This is a genomic window from Stenotrophomonas sp. SMYL11, assembly GCF_036320005.1.
Lineage (GTDB): Bacteria > Pseudomonadota > Gammaproteobacteria > Xanthomonadales > Xanthomonadaceae > Stenotrophomonas > Stenotrophomonas maltophilia_A.
This window is the reverse complement of record NZ_JAWIRS010000002.1, coordinates 349,761-373,758: the sequence shown is the minus strand read 5'-3', so window position 1 is coordinate 373,758 and position 23,998 is coordinate 349,761. Positions and strand designations below refer to the sequence as shown.

Sequence of the window (23,998 nt, the reverse complement as noted above, 5' to 3'; positions counted from 1 at the left end):
GCCGGAACGAGAGTTGATGAGCAGGCTGTTCAGAAGCGTCGAGGGCGGGGAGCTGTTCCCCAACGGAAGCGTGGTCTGTATCGGTGCATTCGACGGCCTCCACCTGGGCCATCGTGCGCTGGTCCGCCACGCGGTTGCCCGCGCGCGCGCCTTGGGCGTGGCCGCGGTGGCCGTGGCGTTCGAGCCGCTGCCGCGTGAATTCTTCGCCCAGGGCACGCCGCCGCCGCGGCTGACCCTGGCGCGCAGCAAGGTCGAGATCCTGCGCGAGCTGGGTGTCGATGCGATCGGCCTGCTGCGTTTCGACGCGGCGATGGCGGCGATGCCGGCCGAGACCTTCGTGCGCCAGTTGCTGGTCAATCGCCTGAGTGCGCGTGAGGTCTGGATCGGGCCGGAGTTCTGCTTCGGCAACCGCCGCCGCGGCGACCTGGCCCTGCTGCAGCAGCTCGGCGCCGAGCTCGGCTTCAGCGCCGGCGAGATCGAAGCGGTCGACCTGCATGGCGAGCGCATCTCCAGCACCCGCATCCGCCAGCTGCTGCAGGACGGCGATTTCGCCCGTGCCGGCGATCTGCTCGGCCGTCCCTACGCGATCAGCGGGCGGGTGGTGCGCGGGCGCCAGCTCGGCCGCACGCTGGGCTTCCCCACCGCCAACCTGCGGTTCCCGAAGACCCCGGCGCTGTCGGGCATCTACGCGACCTGGGTGCACGGCGTGTTCGACCAGCCGTGGCCGTCGGTGTCCAGCTTCGGCACGCGGCCGACCGTGGAGGGCGTGGAGCCGCTGCTGGAAGCGCACCTGTTCGATTTCCAGGGCGACCTGTACGGGCGCCACATCGACGTGGAGTTCGTCGCCAAGCTGCGCGACGAAGAGAAATTCAATGATCTGGCGGCGCTGACCGACCAGATGCACCGCGATGCCGAACAGGCGCGCGCCATCCTTTCCGAACATAGATTGCGAGCCACTGCGTGAGCCAGGACTACAAGACCACCCTGAACCTGCCAGCCACCGAATTCCCGATGCGCGGCGACCTGCCCAAGCGCGAGCCGGGCATTCTGGCGCGGTGGGAAGAGCAGGGGCTCTACCAGCAGCTGCGCGACAACGCCGCCGGCCGCCCGCTGTTCGTGCTGCACGACGGCCCGCCGTACGCCAACGGCCGCATCCATCTTGGCCACGCGGTCAACAAGATCCTGAAGGACATCATCGTCAAGTCGCGCTACCTGGCCGGCTTCGATGCGCCCTACGTGCCGGGCTGGGACTGCCACGGCCTGCCGATCGAGATCGCGGTCGAGAAGAAGTGGGGCAAGGTCGGCACCAAGCTCGACGCCGTCGAATTCCGGCAGAAGTGCCGTGAGTTCGCCGAAGAGCAGATCAACATCCAGCGCGTCGACTTCAAGCGCCTGGGCGTGACCGGCGACTGGGACAACCCGTACAAGACCCTGAGCTTCGACTTCGAAGCCAATGAAATCCGCGCGCTGGCCAAGGTCGTGGCCAACGGCCACCTGGTGCGTGGCGCCAAGCCGGTGTACTGGTGCTTCGACTGTGGCTCGGCACTGGCCGAGGCCGAGATCGAATACCAGGAAAAGGAATCGCCGGCGATCGACGTGGCCTACGCCGCGCGCGATGCGCAGGCCATCGGCCAGGCGTTCGGCGTGAGCGTGCCGGCCGACGTTGAAGTGGCCGTGCCGATCTGGACCACCACCCCGTGGACGCTGCCGGCTTCGCTGGCGGTGTCGCTGGGCGCGGAGATCCGCTACGTGCTGGCCGAAGGCCCGGCGCACAACGGCAAGCGCCGTTGGCTGGTGCTGGCCGCGGCCCTGGCCGAGCGCGCGCTGCAGCGCTACGGCGTGGACGAAGTGGTGCTGCACGGTGAAACCACCGGTGCCGCACTGGAGAGCCAGCTGCTGGCGCACCCGTTCTACCCGGAGCGCGAGATCCTGGTGCTCAACGGCGAGCACGTCTCCGACGAGGACGGTACCGGTGCGGTGCACACCGCTCCCGGCCACGGCCAAGAAGACTTCGTGGTCAGCCAGAAGTACGGCCTGCTGGACAAGTACAACGCCGGCCAGGTGACCCCGATCGACGGCCGTGGCGTGTACCTGGAATCGACCCCGCCGGCCGGTGACGTGGTGCTGGCTGGCCAGCACCTGTGGAAGGCGCAGGAGGCCATCGTCGGCGTGCTGCGCGACAACGGTTCGCTGCTGGCCTTCCACCCGATCCGCCACAGCTACCCGCACTGCTGGCGCCACAAGACGCCGGTGGTGTTCCGCGCCACCCCGCAGTGGTTCATCTCGATGGACAAGGCCAACCTGCGCAACGATGCGCTGGCCGCCATCGACACCGTGGGCTGGTTCCCGACCTGGGGCAAGGCGCGCATCCAGAGCATGGTCGACGGTCGCCCGGACTGGACCATCTCGCGCCAGCGCACCTGGGGCGTGCCGATCGCACTGTTCACCCATCGCCAGACCGGCGAGATCCACCCGCGTTCGGTGGAGCTGATGCAGCAGGTCGCCGACCGCGTCGAAGCCGAGGGCATCGACGTGTGGTATTCGCTGGATGCTGCTGAACTGCTGGGCGCCGAAGCGGCCGACTACGAGAAGGTCACCGACATCCTCGACGTCTGGTTCGATTCGGGCGTGACCCATGAAGGCGTGCTGGCCGCACGTGGCTTCGGCAAGCCGGCCGACCTGTACCTGGAAGGTTCCGACCAGCACCGCGGCTGGTTCCAGTCTTCGCTGCTGACCGGCGTGGCGATCGACAAGCGTGCCCCGTACAAGCAGTGCCTGACCCACGGCTTCACCGTGGACGAGCACGGCCGCAAGATGTCCAAGTCGCTGGGCAACGGCATCGAGCCGCAGGACATCATGAACAAGCTGGGCGCGGACATCCTGCGCCTGTGGATCGCCTCGGCCGACTACAGCAACGAGATGTCGCTGTCGCAGGAGATCCTCAAGCGCAACGCCGACGCCTACCGTCGCCTGCGCAACACCGCACGCTTCCTGCTCGGCAACCTGGACGGTTTCGATCCGGCCCAGCACCTGCAGCCGCTCGACCAGATGGTCGCGCTGGACCGCTGGATCGTGCATCGCGCATGGGAGCTGCAGGAGAAGATCAAGGCGGCCTACGACGGCTACAACATGGCCGAGATCGTGCAGCTGCTGCTGAACTTCTGCAGCGTGGACCTGGGCTCGCTGTACCTGGACGTGACCAAGGACCGCCTGTACACGATGCCGACCGATTCGCACGGTCGCCGTTCGGCACAGAGCGCGATGTACCACATCGCCGAAGCGTTCACCCGCTGGGTGGCGCCGATCCTGACCTTCACCGCCGACGAGCTGTGGGGCTATCTGCCGGGCGAGCATGCCGGCCATGTGCTGTTCACCACCTGGTACGACGGCCTGGCGCCGCTGCCGGCCGATGCCCAGCTCAACGCCGCTGATTTCGACCAGCTGCTGGCCGTGCGCGAGCAGGTGGCCAAGGTGCTCGAGCCGATGCGTGCCAACGGCGCGATCGGTGCTGCACTGGAGGCGGAGATCACCATCGCCGCCAGCGAAGAGCAGGCCGCGAAGTGGCAGCCGTTGGCCGATGAACTGCGTTTCCTGTTCATCAGTGGTGACGTGCAGGTGCGCCCGGCGACTACCGACGAGGTGTTCGTCAGCGCCCAGCCGACCGCCAAGGCCAAGTGCGTGCGCTGCTGGCACCACCGCGCCGACGTTGGCAGCAATGCCGATCATCCGGAGCTGTGCGGCCGCTGCGTGAGCAACATCACCGGTGCCGGTGAAGTGCGGAGCTGGTTCTGATGGCCGCGCCCCGTCCGCATCCGAACGCCCTGGTCTGGCTGCTGCTGTCGGCGGCCATCATCGGCCTGGACCAGTGGTCCAAGGCCTGGGTCCTGTCGAGCCTGCCGGAGTTCCAGCCGGTGGTGGTCATCGACGGCTTCTGGAACTGGTACCGCACCTACAACACCGGTGCGGCGTTCAGTTTCCTGAGCGACGCCGGTGGCTGGCAGAAGCACTTCTTCACCGTGCTGGCGATCGTCATCAGCGGCCTGATGGCCTGGTGGCTGCGCGGCACCGCCCGCGGCAACTGGAAGGCGGCGGTGCCGTATGCGCTGATCATCGGCGGCGCGATCGGCAACGTGATCGACCGCCAGGTGCACGGCCACGTGGTCGACTTCATCCAGTGGTACGTGGGCAGCTACACCTGGCCCTCGTTCAACATCGCCGATTCGGCCATCGTGGTGGGTGCCATCGGCATCGCCCTGTTTGGCCTGTTCGACGGCAAGTCCGCCAAAAAGGCGGATAATGCCAATCCGAAACCGTAAGCCGGCCGCTGCCGGGAGACTGAACTGATGGATGTGCTGCTCGCCAACCCGCGTGGATTCTGTGCCGGCGTCGATCGTGCGATCGAGATCGTCAAGCGCGCGATCGAAACGCTGGGCGCGCCCATCTACGTCCGCCATGAAGTGGTGCACAACCGCTTCGTGGTCGACGACCTGAAGCAGCGCGGCGCGATCTTCGTCGAGGAACTCGATGAAGTGCCGGACAACAACACGGTCATTTTCAGCGCGCATGGCGTGTCCCAGGCCGTGCGCCAGGAAGCCGAGCGTCGTGGCCTGAAGGTGTTCGACGCCACCTGTCCGCTGGTGACCAAGGTCCACTTCGAAGTGGCCCGCCACTGCCGTGCCGGCCGTGACGTGGTGCTGATCGGCCACGCCGGCCACCCGGAAGTGGAAGGCACCATGGGCCAGTGGAACCGTGAAGCCGGCACCGGCCAGATCTACCTGGTGGAGGATGTCGAGCAGGTCGCCACGCTGCACATCAACCAGCCGGAAAACTTCGCCTACACCACCCAGACCACGCTGTCGGTGGACGATACGCGCGGGATCATCGATGCATTGCGCGAGCGTTTCCCGGCGATGCAGGGCCCGAAGAATGACGACATCTGCTATGCCACGCAGAACCGTCAGGACGCCGTGCGCGATCTGGCCAAGCGCTGCGACCTGGTGCTGGTGGTCGGCTCGCCGAACAGTTCCAACTCCAACCGCTTGAGCGAGCTGGCCCGTCGTGAGGGCGTGGAGTCGTACCTGATTGACGGCGCGCACGAGATCGACCCGCAGTGGGTGGTTGGCAAGCAGCACATCGGCGTGACCGCAGGTGCCTCGGCGCCGCAGGTGCTGGTGGATGGCGTGCTGGCGCGTCTGGCCGAGCTGGGCGCCAGCGGCGTGGGCGAGCTGGACGGCGAACCGGAATCGATGGTGTTCGCGCTGCCTAAGGAACTGCGCCTGCGCCTGGTCGACTGACCGGGAAGCGCCTCATCCACGCATGGCGTGGATCTACTGAAACTGCTGTGGTGGGTGCAAACCAGCACAAGGTGGGTGCGAACCTTGGTTCGCACGCTTCTGGGCATGCACGGATGGGCGCACCGCCCATGACCTTTGGCCATGGGGCGGGGCACGTTACAGGCCTAGCATCGGAAGATTCTCCGTTGTTGGAACCTGCCCGATGAAGACCCGAGCCCTGGCGATGTCGTTGCTGTTCGCGCTGGCGGCCACGCCTGCACTTGCGCAGACCTCGCCCCCGGCGAACGCGGCGGCTCCCGGCCTGCTGCGCATCGACGTGGACGCGCGTGACCTGGCCCGGCGCATCTTCAAGGTGACCGCCACCGTGCCGGCCAAGCCCGGCCCGATGACCCTGCTGTACCCGCAGTGGATTCCCGGCAACCATTCGCCCACCGGCCCGATCGACAAGCTGGCCGGGCTGCGCGTGACGGCCAACGGCAAGCCGCTGGCCTGGCAGCGCGACCAGTTCAACGTCTATGCGTTCAAGGTGAACGTGCCCGAGGGCGTGAGCGAGATCGTCGCCCACTTCGATTTCCTGTCCTCGCAGGGCGGCAGCCAGGGCCGGGTGGTGATGACCCCGGAAATGCTCAACCTGCAGTGGAACGCCAATTCGCTGTATCCGGCCGGCGTCGATGCGCGCAACCTGCAGGCGCAGGCCAGCGTGACCCTGCCCAAGGGCTGGTCGTTCGCCACTGCCCTGGAAACCGCGCGACGCGACGGTGACACCGTGGTGTTCAAGCCGATCTCGTATGACCATCTGGTCGATTCGCCGTTGTTCGCCGGCGAGCACTACCAGCGCATCGATCTCGACCCGGGTGCGAAGGTGCCGGTGCACCTCAATGTGTTCGCCGACGAGGCCAAGTCGTTGAAGCCGACCGACGAACAGATCAAGCTGCACCGTGCGCTGGTGCAGCAGGCCGACAAGCTCTATGGCGCGCGCCACTACAACCACTACGAGTTCCTGTTGGCGTTGACCGACCGCCTCGGCGGCATCGGCCTGGAGCATCACCGTTCCAGCGAGAACAGTGCCGACCCGGGTTACTTCACCGAGTGGGACAGCAACGCGTGGATGCGTGACCTGCTGCCGCATGAGTACACCCATTCGTGGAACGGGAAGTACCGTCGAGGCGCTGATCTGGCCACCGCCAACTTCAACGTGCCGATGGGCGACAGCCTGCTGTGGGTGTACGAGGGCCAGACCCAGTTCTGGGGCCAGGTGCTGGCGGCGCGTTCGGGCCTGTGGTCGACGGCGCAGGCGCGCGACATGCTGGCCAACGTGGCCGCGACCTATGACCGTGGTCGCCCGGGCCTTGCCTGGCGACCGCTGCAGGACACCACCAACGACCCGACCATCGCCCAGCGCCGTACGCTGCCTTACCGCAACTACCAGATGAGCGAGGACTACTACTCCGGCGGCCAGATGCTGTGGCTGGAAGTGGAGGGCAAGCTGCGCGAACTGAGTGGCAACCGGCGCAGCCTGGATGATTTCGCGCGCGCCTTCTTCGGGGTCGGTAATGGCGATTGGGACGTCAATCCGTACACCTTCGACGATGTGGTCGCGACCTTGAACGGCATCGCGCCGTACGACTGGGCGACGTTCCTGCGCGGGCGCCTGGACGGCCATGGTTCGTTGACCGGGGGCCTGGAACTGGCAGGCTGGAAGCTGGTTTACCGCGATACCCCGAACGACGCCTACAAGGCGCAGGAGAAGCGCGCCAAGGCCGCGTTGCTGGCGTACTCGCTGGGTGCGACCGTGCTCGACAACGGCACGGTGGGTGACGTGATCTGGGACAGCCCGGCCTTCAACGCCGGGCTTGCACCGGGCATGAAGGTGATCGCGGTTGGCGGCCGTGAATACAGCAGCCAGCGCTTGAAGGATGCGGTGGCTGCAGCAGCGAAGGACAAGGCGCCGATCGTGTTGCTGGTGAAGCAGTTCGACCGCATCGAAACGATGAGCATCGCCTACCACGGTGGCCTGCAGTACCCGGTGCTGGAGCGCATTGCCGGCAAGCCTGACCGCTTGGCGGACCTGTGGAAGGCGCGATGAAACCGCGCGCTCGCGATGGCGTGATCCTGTTGATGGCGATCCTTGCCATCGTAGGTGCATTCCTGCATGGCGATGGGCGTTGGCTGCACTGGCTGGCCAAGCCGGCCACCACGCTGCTGATCGCCGCCATCGTCTGGCACGCGCATGATCCGGCGCAACCGTTCTACCGCCGCGCGGTGCTGGCCGGCATGCTGCTGTCGTGCGTGGGTGACATCGCGCTGATGTTGCCAATCGATGCGTTCGTGCCGGGGCTGGTCGCGTTCCTGCTGGCGCACATCTGCTACATCGTCGCCTTCCGCGATGGCCTGCGTGCCGGGCGTGGACTGTTGGCCGCCAGCGTCCTGCTGGCGGCGTTCGCCGTGCTCAATGTACTTGGCCTGTGGCCGCACCTGCCGGCGCCGATGCGCGTGCCGGTGCTGGCGTACGTGGGGGTGCTGGCGTCGATGGCAGTGCTGGCCCTCGCACGGCAGTGGCGCAGCCCGCAGCCCGATGCCGTGGAGGCCCGAAGCGCCCGCTGGGCCGCGGCAGGTGCATTGCTGTTCGTGGCCAGTGATTCCCTGCTGGCCTGGGACCGCTTCGCCGATGGCCTGCCGTTGGCCAGTCTGCTGGTGTTGTCCACCTACTACGGCGCGCAGTACGCCATCGCGCGCTCGGTGAAATAGAAAAAGGGGACGGAGGGGATTAAGTCGCAAACCGCACCAAGGCACATACGACTTAATCCCCTCCGTCCCCTTTTTTGTGTGGCCTACCGGCGGCTCACGCCGCGCAGGGTGCCCTGCGCATCGAACTGCAGGCGCACGGATTCGCGGTCTCCGGCGACTTCGTCCGGCAGCCATACCAGCTTGCCGGCTTTGCGCACGATCACGTAGACGTGGCCGACTTCAGATGCGGGGTTCTGCAGCGCATTGCGCTGTTCCTGCAGCGCCTGCGCCACGCGCGGCACAGCCTCGAAATCGATGCTGGCCAGGGATGTGCTGCTGCGCTGCAGGCTGATGGTCGGCGCAAACTGCTGCGGGTTCACCGGATTGCCCTTGCGCCACTGGCCACGTTCAAAGTGATAGCTGTCGACGTGGCCCGGCTGTCGCGGATCGACCAGATCGAGGTTGATGCGGCCATCGTCGTAGAAGTGGATGCTGTGGAAGACCGTCAGCCGCTGGCCGGCCAGCGCTGGCATCTGCTCCAGTGCCTGACGGGCAGCCAGCAGGTAGTCCGCATCGAACAGGCGGTTGTTGCGCTTGGGCGCCGCAGCGGTACTCGCGGCGGGGACGGGCGCCGGGGACGGCACAAGCGATGCGGATTGTTCGCGCGGCGACTGTGACGAGACGGACGCGGGCAACCGGTCCGGCTGTACCGAATGCCCCAGCGTTTCGCTGATGGTCTGCAGGGCGCCGCCGGCAACGGCCACGCCCGCCAGAACCAGCAGCAGTACCAGGAACACGGTGCGGGTTGAGGGCGGCTGTTTCATACTCCCTCCAGGCGCACGTTGCTGCGGTCATCCGGGTCGTACAGCAGCGTCACGTGCTCGCGCGGGATGTTGGCCAGTTCAATCAGCGGGATGAAGCGGCGTACGCGGGCCTGCTGCACGTTGCCTTCGCGGTCGATGTATTCCAGCTGGAACTCCACCTGCGGCTGTTCGTTGAGGTGGGTGCCGGTCTGACGCACCTTCAACACCCTGGCCTCCACGCCGATGCCGCGATATTTCAGCGCATCGCCGCGGGCATCGGCGTGCAGCAGGCGGCCGAGCAGGCGCAGGCCCAGCGCATAGCCACACAGCACCAGCGGGCACACCAGCAGCGGGTGACCGAACGACAGGAAGGTCCAGCCCAGCCCCTCGCTCTGCAGCTGGTAGGCCCACGCATAGGCAGCGGCGACGGTGGCGATGCCGAGTGCTGCACCGATGCCGCGCCGCCACAGGCTGGCGACATTCAGTTCGGGCTGGGCACCGTCCAGCACGATGTTGGGGAATGCCCCGGGTGTCCGGCCCAGGCGCGCATCGATGTGCCTGCCCACCTCGAAGCGATGCAGCTGGGGTTTGCTGTCGACCACCAGCATCTGTTCGCGGACCGGCGTACCTGAGAGGTTTTTGAAGGACAACTGCAGTTTCCATTGCGCGAACCCACGTACCTGCACGCCCGTTTGTTCGCCCTGCTCGATCAGCGCACTGCGCGGTTCACCATCGGCCAGGATCGACTGCACCCGGTGCAGTGCGCGTGGCGGCCCCAGCAACAGGTAGTGCAGGAAGGCGAACAGCAGCGTCAGCCACAGGGCCATCGACAGTGCGAGCAGCAACAGTGCCAGCCACGGTGCGCTGCGGTCGACCAGCGCTACCGGCCACGAAGTGCCGAAATAGAGAATGCAGGGAAAAGGCAACGCGAAGAACAGCAGGAACGCGCCCCAGAACCAGAGATAGGCTTTCATGGGGGAAGGGAACCGCGGTGGAACAGGGCGCGTAGATTACTACGCTTCAGCGGAACTGCAGGGTAAGCAGGTAGTAGCGGCCGAGCGGATCGTCCAGCCCGGGCATCTGACCGCCGTTGCCGACCAGATAGTTCACCGGTTGCGCATCAAGCACATTGTGCACGTCCAGTGCTGCAACGATGCGCGGCCCCAGCCGGCGTGCGAGGTGCAGGTTCCAGCGCAGCTGGCGTGGGTTCATGCAGTGGTTCCGGTCGACCTGCTTCTGCGGGCACTCCGCCCCTGGCAGCCAGGCACGCGTGCGCCCGATCTGGTTGCCGCGCAGCGCGATGTCCCAGTTGCTGTTCTGCCATTGCACGTTCAACACCGCAGCCAGCTCGGGTGTAACATGGCCACGCAGGTCCACGGCGGCCTCATGGTCACGGCGGCGACGCAGTTCCTGCTGCTTCAGCGCATCGAGCGAAAACAACCATTGGCCGTTGCTGCCGGAATCGATTCGGTACTCCCCACGCAGCACCCAGTTGCGGGAGGTGGTGCGGCCGATGTTGTCGAACGACAGGCGCAGGCTGCCCAGGTGGCCGTCTTCATCCAGTTCCCACGTGCTGCGGTTCCACACCGCATCGCTCGGCTGCAAAGCGAGGATCTCGTTGCGCAGTTCCACGATGTTGTGGGTCAGCGACAGCGAGAACGTGTCGTCGGGCGTCCACGTGGCTGCCAGCGAATGGCTGCGTGATCGCTCGGCCTTCAGTGCATCGTTCTCAACCACGTTGGCCGTGACGCTGCAGCCGCCACCACGCGTGGCGATCGCACATTCCGGAAGGGTGCTGGACACCGGAAGCGTGATCGAGCCGAAGTAGCCGGGAGGCCGCCGTTGCTCGAACAGGCTCGGTGCACGATAGCCGCGCCCGCTGGCCAGCAGGAACGACCAGTGCGGCGTCGGGCTCCAGCGCAGCCCGGCACGAGGCGAGAACGCCATGAAGCCGCCGTCGCGGTCCCAGCGTGCAGCCAGGTCCGCGCGCAGCGTGGGTGCCAGCGGCAGGCCCAGCTCGGTGTAGATGCCACTGCTTTGTCGCGACAGGCGGCGTCGCTGCTGTGGCAGGCCCAGCGCAAGGTCGCCCTGGCTCAGTAGCGCGTCCGGACGCGAGGTCCAGCGTTCATGGCGCAGGTCGATGCCGGTGGCCAGCTGCGCATTGCCGCCGGGCATTGCCATCAGCTCACGCTGCACGCCCCACCAGCCCTGCCATTGTGCGGTGCTGCCGCGGTTGCGGATGGACGGAAACAGCGTGTCCGCCTCGGCCGCCGGTGGCGCGTCGAAACCGGGAGTGAACCTGCGCGCCTGCGTTGCTTCAAGCAGGCGTGTCGTGCGCACCGTGCCTGCAGTGGACAAGGTCACGTCGCTGCGCTGCGCGCTGATGCCCGCCTCCCAGCTGCGCCGGCCCTGGTCGCGGCCGAAGCCGAGGGTGAGGTCGGCATCGGTGGCGCGGACGCTGGGGCGCACGTTGCCGGCCTCACGCAGCACACTGTTGAAGGTGATTCCGCGCGAGACCACCGCAACGGCGGTCGGGCCCAGATCGAAGCGCTGGCGGTTGTGGCTGGCCCGCGCTTCGACATAGGCATAGCGTCCCTCACCACGTTCATGCCGGTAGTGCAGGAAGGCCGACGCGGTATCCGAGGCGGGCTGCAGCGAACGCGGCCGCGCGCTGTCAAACCAGCAGCCATCCTCGCGCCGCTTCAGGGGCGGCTCGCAGCGCCGGGCGGGCACGTACCAGTTGCCGAAGATCGCGCCGATCGGATACAGCGAGGTTTCCGCGTGCCAGTCACGCTGGTCACCGGCGACATGTTCGACACGGTGCAGATCGAGTCCGGCAAACCAGCGGTCCCCGTTGCCACGCGCGCCGCCCGTGGCGGCCTGCAGGCGGTACTGGCCCGCATCGCCGCGGCTGCTGAGCCCGGTCTGCAGCATGGCTTCGGGCCCATCGGCCTGGTCGCGCAGGATGATGTTGACCACGCCGGACATGGCGTCGGCCCCATAGATGGCCGAGGCACCACCGCGCACCAGTTCGATGCGGTCGACGAAGCTCAGCGGAATGCCGCCGAGGTCGGTGAGCCCACCCTGTTCCAGCGACACCATCGGATAGCGCGGCAGGCGTCGGCCGTTGACCAGGAACAGCGTCGCCCGCGGGCCCATGCCGTCGAGGCTGGTGGTGGCCGCTGCGCCCACCGGCAGGTACTGCGAATCGCCGCCGCGCGAGGTGCTCATGGCGGGATGGCCGTTCATGCCGGGCAGATGCCGCAGCAGGTCGAACAGATTGCCGTAACCGCTGCGCAGGATGTCGTCGCGATCGATGGTGGTGACCGGCAGCGTGGTCTGCACCGAAGAGCGCGGCAGCCGGCTGCCGGTGACATGGATGGGTGCCAGTTCCACCTGGTGTGGCGTGTCGGCGGACTTGGGAGCCGGGCGCGGCAGGCGCGGGGCTGCGACTGCTTTCGGCGGCGTGGCAGGGGGCTCGGAATGGACGCGCCGCACGACAAAGGCACCGGATGAAGTGCGCAGGATGTTCACCGGCAGGCCGGCGACCAGCTGCTTCAGGGAGGCCCCGGTATCGCGTTGGCCACGGCTGCCGCCGGTGCGCAGATCATCCAGTTCACGTGCGTCGAACAGCAGGGCGGTGCCACTCTGCCGGGCCCATTGCTGCAGTGCCGGCACCAGTGGGCCGGCACCCACGTCGATCTCCAGCGTGCCGGCAGGCTCGCCGGCATCGGCCAGCGGTAGTGCGGCAACACCCAGTGCAAGGCATAGCAGGGCGCGGAGCAGCCCCCACTGCAGCGCACCCGGACCTGCCTTCACTGCCGGTCTCCTCAGTAGGTGCGGCGCAGTTCCAGCGCGCCATCCGGACGCGTCTGGCCAGCCACGGACCAACCCAGTTCCAGCGCCGACAGCAGCTCCTGTGCATCACCGGCGCGGAAGGTGCCGCTTACAGCCAGGTCGCTGATCTCCGGATCGACGATCACCAGCGGCGTGCGGCCATAACGGTTCATGCGCTCGACCACGATCGACAGTGGCGTGGCATCGAACACCAGTTGCCCGCGCAGCCAGCCTTCAGCGGCTGCGTTGGACGAGAGGGCAGGGCCCGGCTGGATACGGCCGGAGGGCAATACCTGCAGCTGTTGGCCGGGCGCCAGCGTGTGCTGCGCTGCACCGTTGCTGACTTCCACGGCGCCTTCCAGCAGCGCGACCTCGACCAGACCGTCGCGCAGGCGTTCCACCTGGAAGGTCGTGCCGATGTCGCGGATCGTACTGCCGCCGGCGTGCAGCTGCAGCGCCTTGTTCGACGGTGCGACCTGCAGTTGCAGCCGACCCCGCTCCAATACCAGATCACGATGACGCCAGCCGAAGCGGGCGCGGAGGGTGGTGCCGGCATCCAGCATGGCAACGCTGCCATCGGCCAGCGTCTGCTGCTGTGGCTGGTGCGAATCATTGGCGTAGACCTGTGGCGTCGGGTTGCCGTCGACGGCAACCATCCAGCCGATGCCGATCGCCATGCAGACACCGGCGGCAGCGGCCACGCCCGGCAACCAGCGCCGGCGCGGCGGACGCGCCGCCCGTGCGGCGGCGGTGCGCAGCCAAGGGTCAGCCGCAAGCTCCGCACCCTGCTGGAACAGGGTTTCGGCCTGCACCCAGGCTTTGACGTGGGCCGGATCTTCGGCCAGCCAGTCCTCGAACATTTCGCGTTCGGCCGACGTGCAGTCCGGGGCTTCCAGGCGGGCTACCCAGGCGCTGGCGCGTTCAAACAGCTGTGCATCATCCCTGTGCGGGGTGCCACTCATTGGCCGTCCCTGTCGTTGTGCAGCGGATCCGATCCCAACTCCTGACGCAGGCCCTGCAGGGCCCGGGCGATATGTTTTTCCACGGTCTTGGCAGTAATTCCACAATGCCGCGCGATCTGGGTGTAGCTCATGCCGGTGATGCGGTTGAGCAGATAGACCTCGCGTGCGCGTTCGGGCAGCTTGAACAGGGCCTGCCGCAGCAGGGACAGCATCTGCCCTGACTCGGCCTGGCGCAATGGATCGGGCGAGGAACTGGACGGTTCGTCGCTGCCATCGTGTTCGGCCAGCGGCAGATGCGGCCGCGACTGCGGTGAGCGGCCGCGGTCTGCCAGGCGGTTGCGGGCGATACGATACAGCAGCAGGCGCAGTTCGTCCGGGCCTTGTGCGCGATAGCGGATCAGCCGCTCCATGCAGTCCTGCGCGATATCCTCGGCATCCTCAGGCCCGACCCCCCGCGTGCGCAGGAACGCGCACAGCGGTGCGCGCTCTTCGCGTACGAACGCGATGAAGGCATCCGCAGGTGCGGGCGGCTCCGGCGCGCGATGGATCAGGGGAGACGGGGTGGACAGGGCTGGCCTCGACTGTCGGTGGCGAATGCGTCATCGAGTTTTACGCGACGATGACCGGATGGGGAAGAGTGTGCATCGTTCGAATTCTCATTGTGAATGTATTCATTTTTCAGGATCCGTTCCACTGGGGGAGATCGCCCCGCTGCGGCGTTGATCGTTCTACCCGCGTGTTGCGGGTGGAGAGAGAACACATGAAGTATTCGAAGTTGAGCCTGGCCCTGGCCGGGCTGATGGGCGTTGGCGCCATATCCGTGGTGGATGACGTCATGGCAATGAATTATCACGTGCAGGGCGATCGCATCTTCCTGAGTGGCGATGTGACCTACGCCGACGTGGTATCCCTGCCGGCACTGCTGGCCAAGGCGCAGGCCGAAGGCCGGCCGGTCCGTGAGGTGGTGCTGCGCACGTCCAATGGTGGTGCGTTGATCGCCGGCGAGTGGCTGCAGGGCATCATCCGCACCTCTGGACTGAACACCATCGTGTCCGGCAATTGCATTTCTTCCTGCTCGATCATGCAGTCTGGTGGCGTCGAACGCTATCTGGCCGGCGATCTGCCGCTCATCGACTCGGTGCAGATCCACGCGGCCAGCAGCGGCGGCAAGGTGATCTACACACCGTCGCCGCGCATGACCCAGATCTATACCGGCAACTACGGTGGTGGCATGGACGCCGGGCTGCTGCACAAGGCCATGTACGAGGTGGTGCAGCCGAATGGCCTGCTGGTGTTCCGCGACCCGGCACGCAGCTCCGGTGCCTCGGTCACCTTCGATCCCGATGGCAGTGGCAGCAAGCTGGAGTCGTTCCCCGGCCAGGACATCTACAGCAACAAGATCATCACCGCGAACGGGTACCGCGATCCGGGTGACACCTTGAACGTCACCGCCAACGTGGTCGGCGACATCAACCCCGGTTACCTGCGTACCGGACGCCAGTTGCAGGCGTTCGTCGATGATGATTTCGCGCGCTGGAATACCGACTGGCGATCCACCTACATCAATGTCGCACAGAGCATCTACAACGCATCAAGTCGCGGCCCGCAGGGCATCGGCGCGCTGTCGGTGCAGGGCTACCTCAGTGATCCGGACATCCAGGACCTGCTGCTGTCCAAGCTGCGGCTGGCTGATCTGGATGTCTCCACGCTGGACAACGCCATGGGCGTGATCCGGGTGAGCAACGGCGCCACCTGGCGCACGTCCGCGACGACAGGCGCGGACTTCATGCTGGTCGACAATGGCACCATCGCGCTGGAAGGCGGTGCCCTGCGCGCATCGGAAGTGCGGGTGCTCGGCGCAGGCATGCTGGTTGGCCATGGCGACGTGGCGGGTACTGCGATGGACCGCGCTGCTTTGCTGGACGGCACCGGCCCTTCCTACCGCGAAGACGGCTTCAACCGCCTGCGCGTGTTCGGCACGCTGATGCCGCGCGGCGGCGACCTGGTCACCCATGGCTACGTCAACATCATGCCGGGCGGCAAGGTGCTGTTCGACGTTACTGAGAATGGCGGCACGGCCGCCGGCCGCCTGCGCGTGGGCACGTTCTTTGATGACGAGCAGACCGAGGGGGCACTGGTGATCTCCAAGGGTGCCTTCCTCGAACTGAACGTGGCGCAGGGCTACTACGGGCAGGACTTCCGCCGTGACCTGGTACAGGGCCCGATCTACCAGGGCGGCTTCGAAGACGTCGTGCGCCTGGGCGACACCGGTTACAGCGCCAGCATCAGTGGTGATGTGTTCCGTCCCCGCCACAATTCACTGCTCAGCTTCAACGTGAAGCAGACGGCCGACGGCCTGTGGCTGACCGCCAACCCCGGCTTTGACCAGCTGGGCCTGTTCGCCAACGGTACGTCCGGCGACGGCCTGGGCCGCGCGCTGGCGACCGCCTCCGATCGCCAGGACAAGGGACTGAGATCGCTGCTGGGCGCACTGCAGTTCGCCGACCGCGATGTGATCGCACAACAGGCCGGTGCCCTGCGCGGTGATGCGCACGCCAGCCTGCGACTGGCCGACACCGCGCTGGTGGGCAGCATCGGCAACGTCGTGCAGCAGCACCAGTCGGCCATGCGCAGCGGCGGTGATGCCGATGGCCTGGCCTCGCAGGTGGCGCAGTCGGTCTCCTCCCAGCCGGGCATGCGCCATGGCAGCCTGTTCAACCAGCTGGCGATGCACCTGGTCGAGCCGGCGTCGGGCAGCGTTGCGGGCAGCGCTGATGCTGGACGCAGCCATGGCATCTGGGCACGTGGTTTCGCCAGCCACGGCCGCATCGATGCCGACGGTGGCGTGGCCGGCCTGAGCCACACCATCGGTGGCATCGTGGTCGGTGCCGACACCCGCGTGGCCGATGACCGCGTGACCCTGGGCGTCAGCGTGGCCGCGGCCGACATGTCGACCAAGGCCAGCGACGGCTCCGGCTTCAATGGTGACGTGCGCGCGCTGGACGTGGGCGGCTACCTCGATGCGACCTACTCGCGCGGCTATCTGTCGGCGGCCGTGCGCTACACCGATCTGCGCCACGATACCCGTCGCAGCATCAACGGCATCGATGGCCTGCAGCAGCCACTGCGCGCCAAGTACAGCAACGATGCGATCTCCGCACGGGTGGAACATGCGTTCTCCTTCACGAGCGGCAAGGGCCTGGTGATCCAGCCGTTGCTGCCGGTGGTGGACTACGCGCGCACCTCGGCCACCCGTTTCAATGAAGGGCAGGGCGCGGGCGCACTGGTTGGACGCAGCGGCAGCCTGGAGAGCATCCGCGTGGGCGCTGGCCTGCAGCTGTTCAAGACCTTCGAAGGCAATAACGGCGAGCGCATCACCCCGCGCGCCCGGGTGGTCTGGCAGAAGGAACTGGGCGATTCGCAGGCCCGCTACAGCACCGGCTTCGCCGCGGCACCGGATCTGGTGTTCGGCGCCAGCAGCCAGGCGGTGGGCGAGCAGGTACTGGCCTGGAACCTGGGCGTGACCAGCCGTGCCAGCGAGCGGCTGTCGATCATGGCCGATTACGTGGGTGAGCGCCGCGACGGGCAGATCCAGAACGGCGTGATGCTGGGCCTGGGCTACAAGTTCTAAGTGGCACCCGGCACCGGCGATGACGGCATCGCCGGTGCCATCCCAACGCGGGTGCTGCTGCGGTATGGTCGGTACGCCATTCCACCCAGGCCCGTCCATGCAGATCGCCGTCTTCAGTGCCCGTCCCTACGACCGTCGTTTCCTTGATGAGGCGAACCAGCGCGATGCGGCTGGGGACGGCTTTGCGTTCGTATACTTCGATGTGGCGCTGGACGTGCACACGGCCGCGCTGGCGCAGGACTGCGCCGCGGTCTGCGTGTTCGTCAACGACCGTCTGGATGCACCGGTGCTGCATGCCCTGCATGCGATGGGCGTGCGGGCCGTGCTGCTGCGCTGCGCGGGTTTCAACAACGTGGATCTGGCCGCCGCGAAAGCGCTGGACCTGTTCGTCGCACGGGTGCCGGCCTATTCTCCCGAAGCCGTGGCCGAGCACGCGCTGGCGCTGGTGATGACGCTCAACCGGCAGACCCATCGTGCCTACAACCGTGTGCGCGAGGGCAACTTCATGCTCGATGGCCTGCTCGGGCGCACCCTGCATGGGCGCACCGTGGGCATCATCGGTACCGGCAAGATCGGGCTGGCCACCGCGCGCATCTTCAAGGGCATGGGTTGCATCGTGCTGGGGCACGATCCTTGTCCGTCAGCTGCGTTCGGCGGTATCGGCGAAATGGTCGGGCTGGATGAACTGCTGGCGCGTGCCGACATCGTGTCGTTGCATTGCCCGCTGACGCCTGAGACCCATCACCTGATCAATGATGCATCACTGGCCCGGATGAAGCCGGGCGCGATGCTGGTCAATACGTCGCGCGGCGCACTGGTCGATACCCATGCGGTGATCCGCGCGCTGAAGTCGCGCCGGCTGGGGCATCTGGCCATTGACGTGTACGAGCAGGAAAGCGCGCTGTTCTTCCAGGACCTGTCCGGCGAGATCATCGACGACGAGGCCTTCCAGCGCCTGATGACCTTCCCGAATGTGCTGGTGACCGGCCACCAGGGCTTCTTCACCGTGGAGGCGCTGCAGGAAATCTCGGCGATCACGCTGGGGAATCTGCAGGATTTCGCGGCCGGGCGGGTGTGCGCAAACTGGGTAGAGGCGGGCTGAGCCGGATGGATTGACCGCCGGGGCGCCCAGCCCGTAAAATCGCGGGCTCCGCCGGAATAGCTCAGTTGGTAGAGCGGCGCATTCGTAATGCGTAGGTCGCAGGTTCGACTCCTGTTTCCGGCACCAGTTGTCCAGTTGTAATGAAAAGCCCCGGCCTTTGGCTGGGGCTTTTTGTTTGCGCCCGCCGGTGATCATTGGATGACCACTTCACCGAAGGCTGCAGGTCTTCATCAACGCCTCGTCATCGCTGCGCCGCGTGCCAGCCACCACGCGAGCTGCCGGAGATAGCCACCTGCTGCTCCCGCCAACGCGCCGATCAGCAGGCGTGCAAGCATCCTGGTCCCGCGCGCGGCATGCTCCCGGGCCCAAGGCAGTACCGCCACCACCTGCGCACCCAGCAACAGCATCAGCACGTCCAGCCCCAGCGCGTCCACCACCGGCAGCAACGGCGACAGCGCCGGATTGCAGGCCAGCACGATCACCAGCGCGGCACCGAGGACGGCCGTCAGACGGCGCCCGGCGGGCAGGGTGGTCCAGTGCAGCAGTTGGCTGATCAGGCGCATGGCATTCCTTGTGTCACGTGTGGGAGTCCTCATCAGGCTCAATCGGCAGAACCGGCTGCCGCAGCACGGTCTTCAACCGCGCTGCGTCGGTCCGGCGTGGGTCGCTCAGGTAGATCTCATGATGGGGGCCGGCGAAGGCGTAGCCCAGCGAAGGCATCAGTTCGTCGTGCAGATGGGCCAGTATCGGGCCCTCGTCATCGTAGGCACCGACATGGAGTGTCTGCAGGCAGAGGCCTTCTTCAAGAATTTCGTGGCGAAGGCTGGCCGGAACGTCGCCCAGCTTCTTCGCCGCCTTGGCGATGGCAGCTTCCAGCTGCTCTGGACTGACCCCGTCCGACGTGCGGATCATCACCGTCCACCTCCACTCATCCTTGCGGCGAGCCACAAAGCTCGACGGATCCTCGGCAGTCCACAGCGCTTCCAGCGGTGGCACCACGTAGTCCTGGCCCCCGGCCTTCAGCACGAACTTCAGTGCATAGCTCACCGCGTACAGCCACTGCACGGACTGCAGGTAGGCGGGGGCGGTATTCGGATCACCGTGGCCGTCGACCATCACGTAGGGCAGGGGCGGTACGTCCACTGTCACGAACCGGCCCACCGGGGGCTGGTACAACGCGCGATCGCGCTTCTTGAAGTCGAACTTGTCCACGGGCCTTCCTCCTGCGCCGAGCATCCCATGCATTGCCCGCGCAGGCATGCCTGAACAAGTTCAGGCGACTTTGCCGAACACGGGCGGAGCAGCCGCCATCGCCCGATGCCAGGATGCCGCGCCCGGGCGTTCTGCCCGCCGCGGTTGCGCGGTGCGACAACGTGTCGCAGCCAGAAACGGGCCTTTCCTGCGCTCGATCATTGTCAATGCCTTTCTTAAATGGTGGGTGACGGCCTAAAATTGAAAGGCTGACTCGACCCCACCTCCCTACCTGTCTTCCGGACCGGTGGGACCGGCTTTGGCCGGAACAGGCAGGACGGGGAACGGCATTCCCTCGCAATTGGATCGACCGATGATTCCGTTGAAAACCCTTGGGCGCTGGTTGCGCCCGGGCCTGCTGCTGTCGTTGCTGGTGATGCTCACCGGCTGCGATGCCGTGGCCATCCTCAGTCCGAAGGGCCAGATCGGCCAGGATGAGAAGACCCTGCTGATCACGGCCACCGTGCTCATGCTGCTGGTCGTCATCCCGGTCATCATCATGACCCTGACCTTCGCGTGGAAGTATCGCGCCTCCAACACCAAGGCCCGCTACGAGCCGAAGTGGTCCCACTCGACGGCGATCGAGGTGGTGGTGTGGTCCATTCCCTGCATGATCGTGCTGGTGCTGGCGGTCCTGACCTGGCGCTCGTCGCACGCACTGGACCCGTACAAGCCGCTGGATTCGGACGTCAAGCCGGTCACCATCGAGGCGATCTCGCTGGACTGGAAGTGGCTGTTCATCTATCCGGAAGAGAAGGTGGCGGTCGTCAACGAAATCAAGTTCCCGGTCAACACGCCGCTGAACTTCAAGATCACGTCCGATTCGGTGATGAATGCCTTCTTCATCCCGCACCTGGGCAGCATGATCTACTCGATGGCTGCGATGGAGACCAAGCTCCACCTGATCGCCAACGAGACCGGTGAATTCCCGGGCATGTCCTCGCACTACAGCGGCGCGGGCTTCGCCAAGATGCACTTCACCGCCTACTCGGTCACCGATGCCGAATACCGCCAGTGGCTGGACCAGGTCCGTGCCGGCGAGCAGACCCTGGACAAGGCCTCGTTCAAGGCGCTGGGTGAAGCACGCAACGCCGAGTGGTATCCGGTCACCTACTTCGGCAAGACCGAAGAAGGCCTGTTCGACTGGGTCATCGCCAAGCACATGGGCGACAACAAGCATTACGGCATGAAGCACGAACACGCCGGTGCCGCCGCTGCCGATGCCGCCAGCCATGAAGCGCACGAGGGCCATGCCCCCAGTGACGCGCATGATTCCAAGGAATCGGGTGAAAACCTGGATGCCAACGAACACGAACACGCAGACCACGCCGGCCATGCGGGCTCGGGAGAATGAACATGTTGGGTAAACTCTCAATTGAGTCGATCCCCCACGATCCGATCGTGCTGACCACCCTGGTCGGCGCGGTGCTGGGTGGCCTGGGCGTCATGGCCCTGATCACCAAGTTCAAGCTGTGGGGCTATCTGTGGAAGGAGTGGTTCACCTCGGTGGATCACAAGAAGATCGGCGTGATGTACCTCATCGTCGCCTTCGTCATGCTGCTGCGCGGTTTCTCCGACGCGATCATGATGCGTACCCAGCAGGCGCTTGCCGTCGGCGGGTCCGAGGGTTACCTGCCGCCGCACCACTACGACCAGATCTTCACCGCCCACGGCGTGATCATGATCTTCTTCGTGGCGATGCCGCTGATCACCGGCCTGATGAACCTGGCCGTGCCGCTGCAGATCGGTGCGCGCGACGTCGCGTTCCCGTTCGTCAACTCGCTCAGCTTCTGGCTGTTCGTGTCCGGTGCGGTGCTGATCATGCTGTCGCTGTGGATCGGTGAATTCGCTGCCACCGGCTGGCTGGCGTTCCCGCCACTGTCGGGCATCGAATACAGTCCAAGCGTCGGCATGGACTACTACATCTGGGGCCTACAGGTCGCAGGCCTGGGTACCACGCTGAGCGGTATCAACTTCTTCATCACCATCCTGAAGATGCGTACCCCCAGCATGAAGCTGATGCAGATGCCGGTGTTCACCTGGACCGCCCTGGTGACCAACGTGCTGATCGTCGCTGCCTTCCCGGTGCTGACCATCACCCTGGTGCTGCTGACCCTGGACCGTTACCTGGGTACGCATTTCTTCACCAATGACGGTGGCGGCAACGCCATGCTGTACATCAACCTGATCTGGATCTGGGGTCACCCGGAGGTGTACATCCTGGTCCTGCCGGCGTTCGGTGTGTTCTCCGAAGTCATCGCGACCTTCTCGCGCAAGGCGCTGTTCGGCTACAAGGGCATGGTCTACGCCACCGCCTGCATCGGCGTGCTGTCGTTCATCGTGTGGCTGCACCACTTCTTCACCATGGGCTCGGGTGCCAACGTCAATGCCTTCTTCGGCATCACGACGATGATCATCTCGATCCCGACCGGCGTGAAGATCTTCAACTGGCTGTTCACCATGTTCCGCGGCCGCGTGCACTTCACCACTCCGGTGCTGTGGACCATCGGCTTCATGGTCACCTTCGTCATCGGCGGCATGACCGGCGTGATGCTGGCGATCCCGGCCATCGACTTCGTGCTGCACAACAGCCTGTTCCTGATCGCCCACTTCCACAACGTCATCATCGGCGGCGTGGTGTTCGGCATGTTCGCCGGCATCACCTACTGGTGGCCGAAGATGTTCGGTTTCCGCCTCAATGAGTTCTGGGGCAAGTGCGCGTTCTGGTGCTGGTTCATCGGCTTCTACGTGACCTTCATGCCGATGTACGTGCTGGGCTTCATGGGCATGACCCGTCGTCTGCAGAGCACCGTCAACCCGGCCTACGAGCCGCTGCTGCTGGTGGCTGCCGCAGGTGCCTTCATCGTGGGTGCCGGCATCCTGTGCCAGATCATCCAGGTGGCCGTGTCGATCCGCGACCGCAAGAAGACCGTCGACCTGACCGGCGACCCGTGGGATGCCCGTACGCTGGAGTGGGAAACCTCTTCGCCGCCGGCCTTCTACAACTTCGGCACGCTGCCGGAAGTCACCGAGCTGGACGATTTCTGGGAGCGCAAGCAGCGCGGTGAAGCCTGGCCGAAGCCGGCCAAGTACACCGATATCCACATGCCGCGCAACACCGGCACGGGCGTTGTCATCGGTGCCTTCAGCCTGGTGTTCGGCTTCGCGATGATCTGGCACATCTGGTGGCTGGCCATCGTCGGCTTCGTCGGCATGATCGCCACGTTCATCTACCGCACCTTCGACCAGGACGTGGACTACTGGGTCCCGGCCGCCGAGGTGGAACGCATCGAGAACGAACACCGCAAGCACCTGGAAGCCCAGGGCCTGGTGAAGTCGGAGCTGAAGGCATGAGCACCAATACCTCGACCCTGAGCCACGGGCACGCCGCGCACGCGGCGGCCCATGGCCATGACGACCACGAGCACCACGACACCGGCGGCAACACCGTCTTCGGTTTCTGGGTGTATCTGATGAGCGACTGCCTCATCTTCGCCTCGCTGTTCGCCACCTATGTGGTGCTGGCCGGCGGTACCGATGGTGGCCCGACCGCGAAGGACCTGTTCGAACTGCCGTTCGTGGCATGGGAAACCGCGCTGCTGCTGACCTCCTCGCTGACCTTCGGCCTGGGCATGATTGCCATGCACCGCAAGCAGATGGGCCAGATGTACCTGTGGCTGGGCATCACCTGGCTGCTGGGCTTCGGCTTCATGTGCATGGAAGTGTGGGAGTTCCAGCACCTGATCCACCAGGGCTACGGTCCGGACCGCAGTGCCTTCCTGTCGGCGTTCTTCGCCCTGGTCGGTACCCACGGCCTGCACGTCAGCGCGGGCCTGCTGTGGCTGCTGGTGATGTTCGTGCAGCTGAAGAAGTACGGCCTGACCCCGACCAACAAGACCCGCATGGCGTGCCTGAGCCTGTTCTGGCACTTCCTGGACCTGATCTGGATCGGCGTGTTCTCCGTCGTCTACCTCAATGGAGCCCTGTAATGGCACATGACAACCATGCACACGACCACGGCACCGGCGGCGAAAGCCATGGCACCGTGAAGTCGTACCTGATCGGCTTCGTGCTGGCGGTGGTGCTGACCGTCATCCCGTTCTGGATGGTGATGTCGGGCGATTTCTCGCGCACCGTCAACGGTGTGGTGATCGCGATCACCGCGGTGCTGCAGATGCTGGTCCACCTGGTGTTCTTCCTGCACCTGGACCGCTCTTCGGAAAGCCGCTGGAACGTCAACGCTGCGGCCTTCACCGTGGTGGTGATCGGCATCATCGTGGTCGGTACCCTGTGGGTCATGCACAACATGAACGTGCACATGATGCACTGACGTCCGCGCGACGTTGCCACGCAGAAAGGCCGCCCTTCGGGGCGGCCTTTTTGTTTGCCTG

General features: G+C 65.8%; 19 protein-coding genes and 1 tRNA gene. 13 read left to right on the top strand and 7 right to left on the bottom strand.

Annotated features, from left to right (window positions below; genetic code table 11):
- Positions 1-16: 16 nt before the first annotated feature.
- The 6 genes from V3B46_RS05625 to V3B46_RS05600 all read left to right on the top strand — a co-directional run bounded on the left by V3B46_RS05625 (position 17) and on the right by V3B46_RS05600 (position 8,042).
- Entirely contained in the window at positions 17-964 is a 948-nt protein-coding gene (locus V3B46_RS05625) for a bifunctional riboflavin kinase/FAD synthetase (protein WP_154262774.1), read from the top strand.
- Complete coding sequence (gene ileS, locus V3B46_RS05620) at positions 961-3,792, top strand: isoleucine--tRNA ligase (protein WP_329891339.1); 2,832 nt, start codon at positions 961-963, stop codon at positions 3,790-3,792. The genes V3B46_RS05625 and ileS overlap by 4 nt, the downstream gene beginning before the upstream one ends.
- Positions 3,792-4,316, top strand: coding sequence for a signal peptidase II (gene lspA, locus V3B46_RS05615; protein ID WP_010483311.1), 525 nt, complete (start codon positions 3,792-3,794; stop codon positions 4,314-4,316). The genes ileS and lspA overlap by 1 nt, the downstream gene beginning before the upstream one ends.
- Positions 4,317-4,343: 27 nt before the next feature.
- On the top strand, positions 4,344-5,294 hold the full coding sequence (gene ispH, locus V3B46_RS05610) for a 4-hydroxy-3-methylbut-2-enyl diphosphate reductase (RefSeq protein ID WP_049424359.1): 951 nt from the start codon (positions 4,344-4,346) through the stop codon (positions 5,292-5,294).
- 202 nt (positions 5,295-5,496) lie between these two features.
- A complete protein-coding gene (locus V3B46_RS05605; protein WP_329891338.1) occupies positions 5,497-7,380 on the top strand; it encodes a M61 family metallopeptidase in 1,884 nt (627 codons plus the stop codon).
- A complete protein-coding gene (locus V3B46_RS05600) occupies positions 7,377-8,042 on the top strand; it encodes a lysoplasmalogenase (protein ID WP_329891337.1) in 666 nt (221 codons plus the stop codon). The genes V3B46_RS05605 and V3B46_RS05600 overlap by 4 nt, the downstream gene beginning before the upstream one ends.
- Before the next feature lie 83 nt (positions 8,043-8,125).
- On the opposite strand, the gene V3B46_RS05595 is transcribed toward V3B46_RS05600, so the two are convergent.
- Genes V3B46_RS05595 through V3B46_RS05575 form a run of 5 tightly spaced genes read right to left on the bottom strand, consistent with a single transcriptional unit; the run spans position 8,126 to position 14,129 of the window.
- Positions 8,126-8,845 carry a hypothetical protein gene (locus V3B46_RS05595; RefSeq protein WP_329891336.1) on the bottom strand — a complete coding sequence of 240 codons (720 nt, stop codon included), beginning with the start codon at positions 8,843-8,845 and terminating at the stop codon, positions 8,126-8,128.
- Positions 8,842-9,798 (bottom strand): hypothetical protein, encoded by a 957-nt coding sequence (locus V3B46_RS05590; protein WP_329891335.1) that lies wholly within the window; start codon positions 9,796-9,798, stop codon positions 8,842-8,844. Before V3B46_RS05590 ends, V3B46_RS05595 begins: the two co-directional genes overlap by 4 nt.
- Positions 9,799-9,844: 46 nt before the next feature.
- Entirely contained in the window at positions 9,845-12,643 is a 2,799-nt protein-coding gene (locus V3B46_RS05585; protein ID WP_329891334.1) for a TonB-dependent receptor plug domain-containing protein, read from the bottom strand.
- 11 nt (positions 12,644-12,654) lie between these two features.
- Positions 12,655-13,623, bottom strand: coding sequence for a FecR family protein (locus tag V3B46_RS05580; RefSeq protein WP_329891333.1), 969 nt, complete (start codon positions 13,621-13,623; stop codon positions 12,655-12,657).
- Entirely contained in the window at positions 13,620-14,129 is a 510-nt protein-coding gene (locus tag V3B46_RS05575; RefSeq protein WP_029379863.1) for an RNA polymerase sigma factor, read from the bottom strand. Before V3B46_RS05575 ends, V3B46_RS05580 begins: the two co-directional genes overlap by 4 nt.
- A 254-nt stretch (positions 14,130-14,383) precedes the next feature.
- Here V3B46_RS05575 and V3B46_RS05570 point away from each other — a divergent pair, with 254 nt between their 5' ends.
- The 3 genes from V3B46_RS05570 to V3B46_RS05560 all read left to right on the top strand — a co-directional run bounded on the left by V3B46_RS05570 (position 14,384) and on the right by V3B46_RS05560 (position 18,482).
- Positions 14,384-17,254 carry an autotransporter family protein gene (locus V3B46_RS05570; RefSeq protein WP_329891332.1) on the top strand — a complete coding sequence of 957 codons (2,871 nt, stop codon included), beginning with the start codon at positions 14,384-14,386 and terminating at the stop codon, positions 17,252-17,254.
- 97 nt (positions 17,255-17,351) lie between these two features.
- Positions 17,352-18,356: a 2-hydroxyacid dehydrogenase gene (locus tag V3B46_RS05565; protein WP_329891331.1), complete on the top strand. Its 1,005-nt coding sequence runs from the start codon at positions 17,352-17,354 to the stop codon at positions 18,354-18,356.
- Between the two features lie 50 nt (positions 18,357-18,406).
- Positions 18,407-18,482, top strand: a tRNA-Thr gene (locus tag V3B46_RS05560).
- A gap of 104 nt (positions 18,483-18,586) precedes the next feature.
- On the opposite strand, the gene V3B46_RS05555 is transcribed toward V3B46_RS05560, so the two are convergent.
- Together V3B46_RS05555 and V3B46_RS05550 are read right to left on the bottom strand one after the other, a co-directional pair.
- The gene (locus V3B46_RS05555; protein WP_329891330.1) at positions 18,587-18,919 is read right to left on the bottom strand and encodes a hypothetical protein; all 333 of its coding nucleotides are present in this window, start codon (positions 18,917-18,919) and stop codon (positions 18,587-18,589) included.
- Between the two features lie 13 nt (positions 18,920-18,932).
- On the bottom strand, positions 18,933-19,568 hold the full coding sequence (locus V3B46_RS05550) for a GyrI-like domain-containing protein (RefSeq protein WP_329891329.1): 636 nt from the start codon (positions 19,566-19,568) through the stop codon (positions 18,933-18,935).
- Between the two features lie 352 nt (positions 19,569-19,920).
- Between V3B46_RS05550 and cyoA the strand changes: the two genes are divergently transcribed.
- From cyoA to cyoD, 4 genes are read left to right on the top strand one after another with little or no spacing between them, the layout of a single operon-like run.
- The gene (gene cyoA / locus V3B46_RS05545) at positions 19,921-20,961 is read left to right on the top strand and encodes a ubiquinol oxidase subunit II (RefSeq protein ID WP_329891328.1); all 1,041 of its coding nucleotides are present in this window, start codon (positions 19,921-19,923) and stop codon (positions 20,959-20,961) included.
- Between the two features lie 2 nt (positions 20,962-20,963).
- Positions 20,964-22,961, top strand: a complete 1,998-nt coding sequence (cyoB, locus tag V3B46_RS05540; protein ID WP_094000276.1) for a cytochrome o ubiquinol oxidase subunit I — start codon at positions 20,964-20,966, stop codon at positions 22,959-22,961.
- Positions 22,958-23,596, top strand: coding sequence for a cytochrome o ubiquinol oxidase subunit III (gene cyoC / locus V3B46_RS05535; protein ID WP_005408583.1), 639 nt, complete (start codon positions 22,958-22,960; stop codon positions 23,594-23,596). Before cyoB ends, cyoC begins: the two co-directional genes overlap by 4 nt.
- Positions 23,596-23,937, top strand: a complete 342-nt coding sequence (cyoD, locus tag V3B46_RS05530; RefSeq protein ID WP_005408584.1) for a cytochrome o ubiquinol oxidase subunit IV — start codon at positions 23,596-23,598, stop codon at positions 23,935-23,937. The genes cyoC and cyoD overlap by 1 nt, the downstream gene beginning before the upstream one ends.
- The last annotated feature ends 61 nt before the right edge of the window (positions 23,938-23,998 follow it).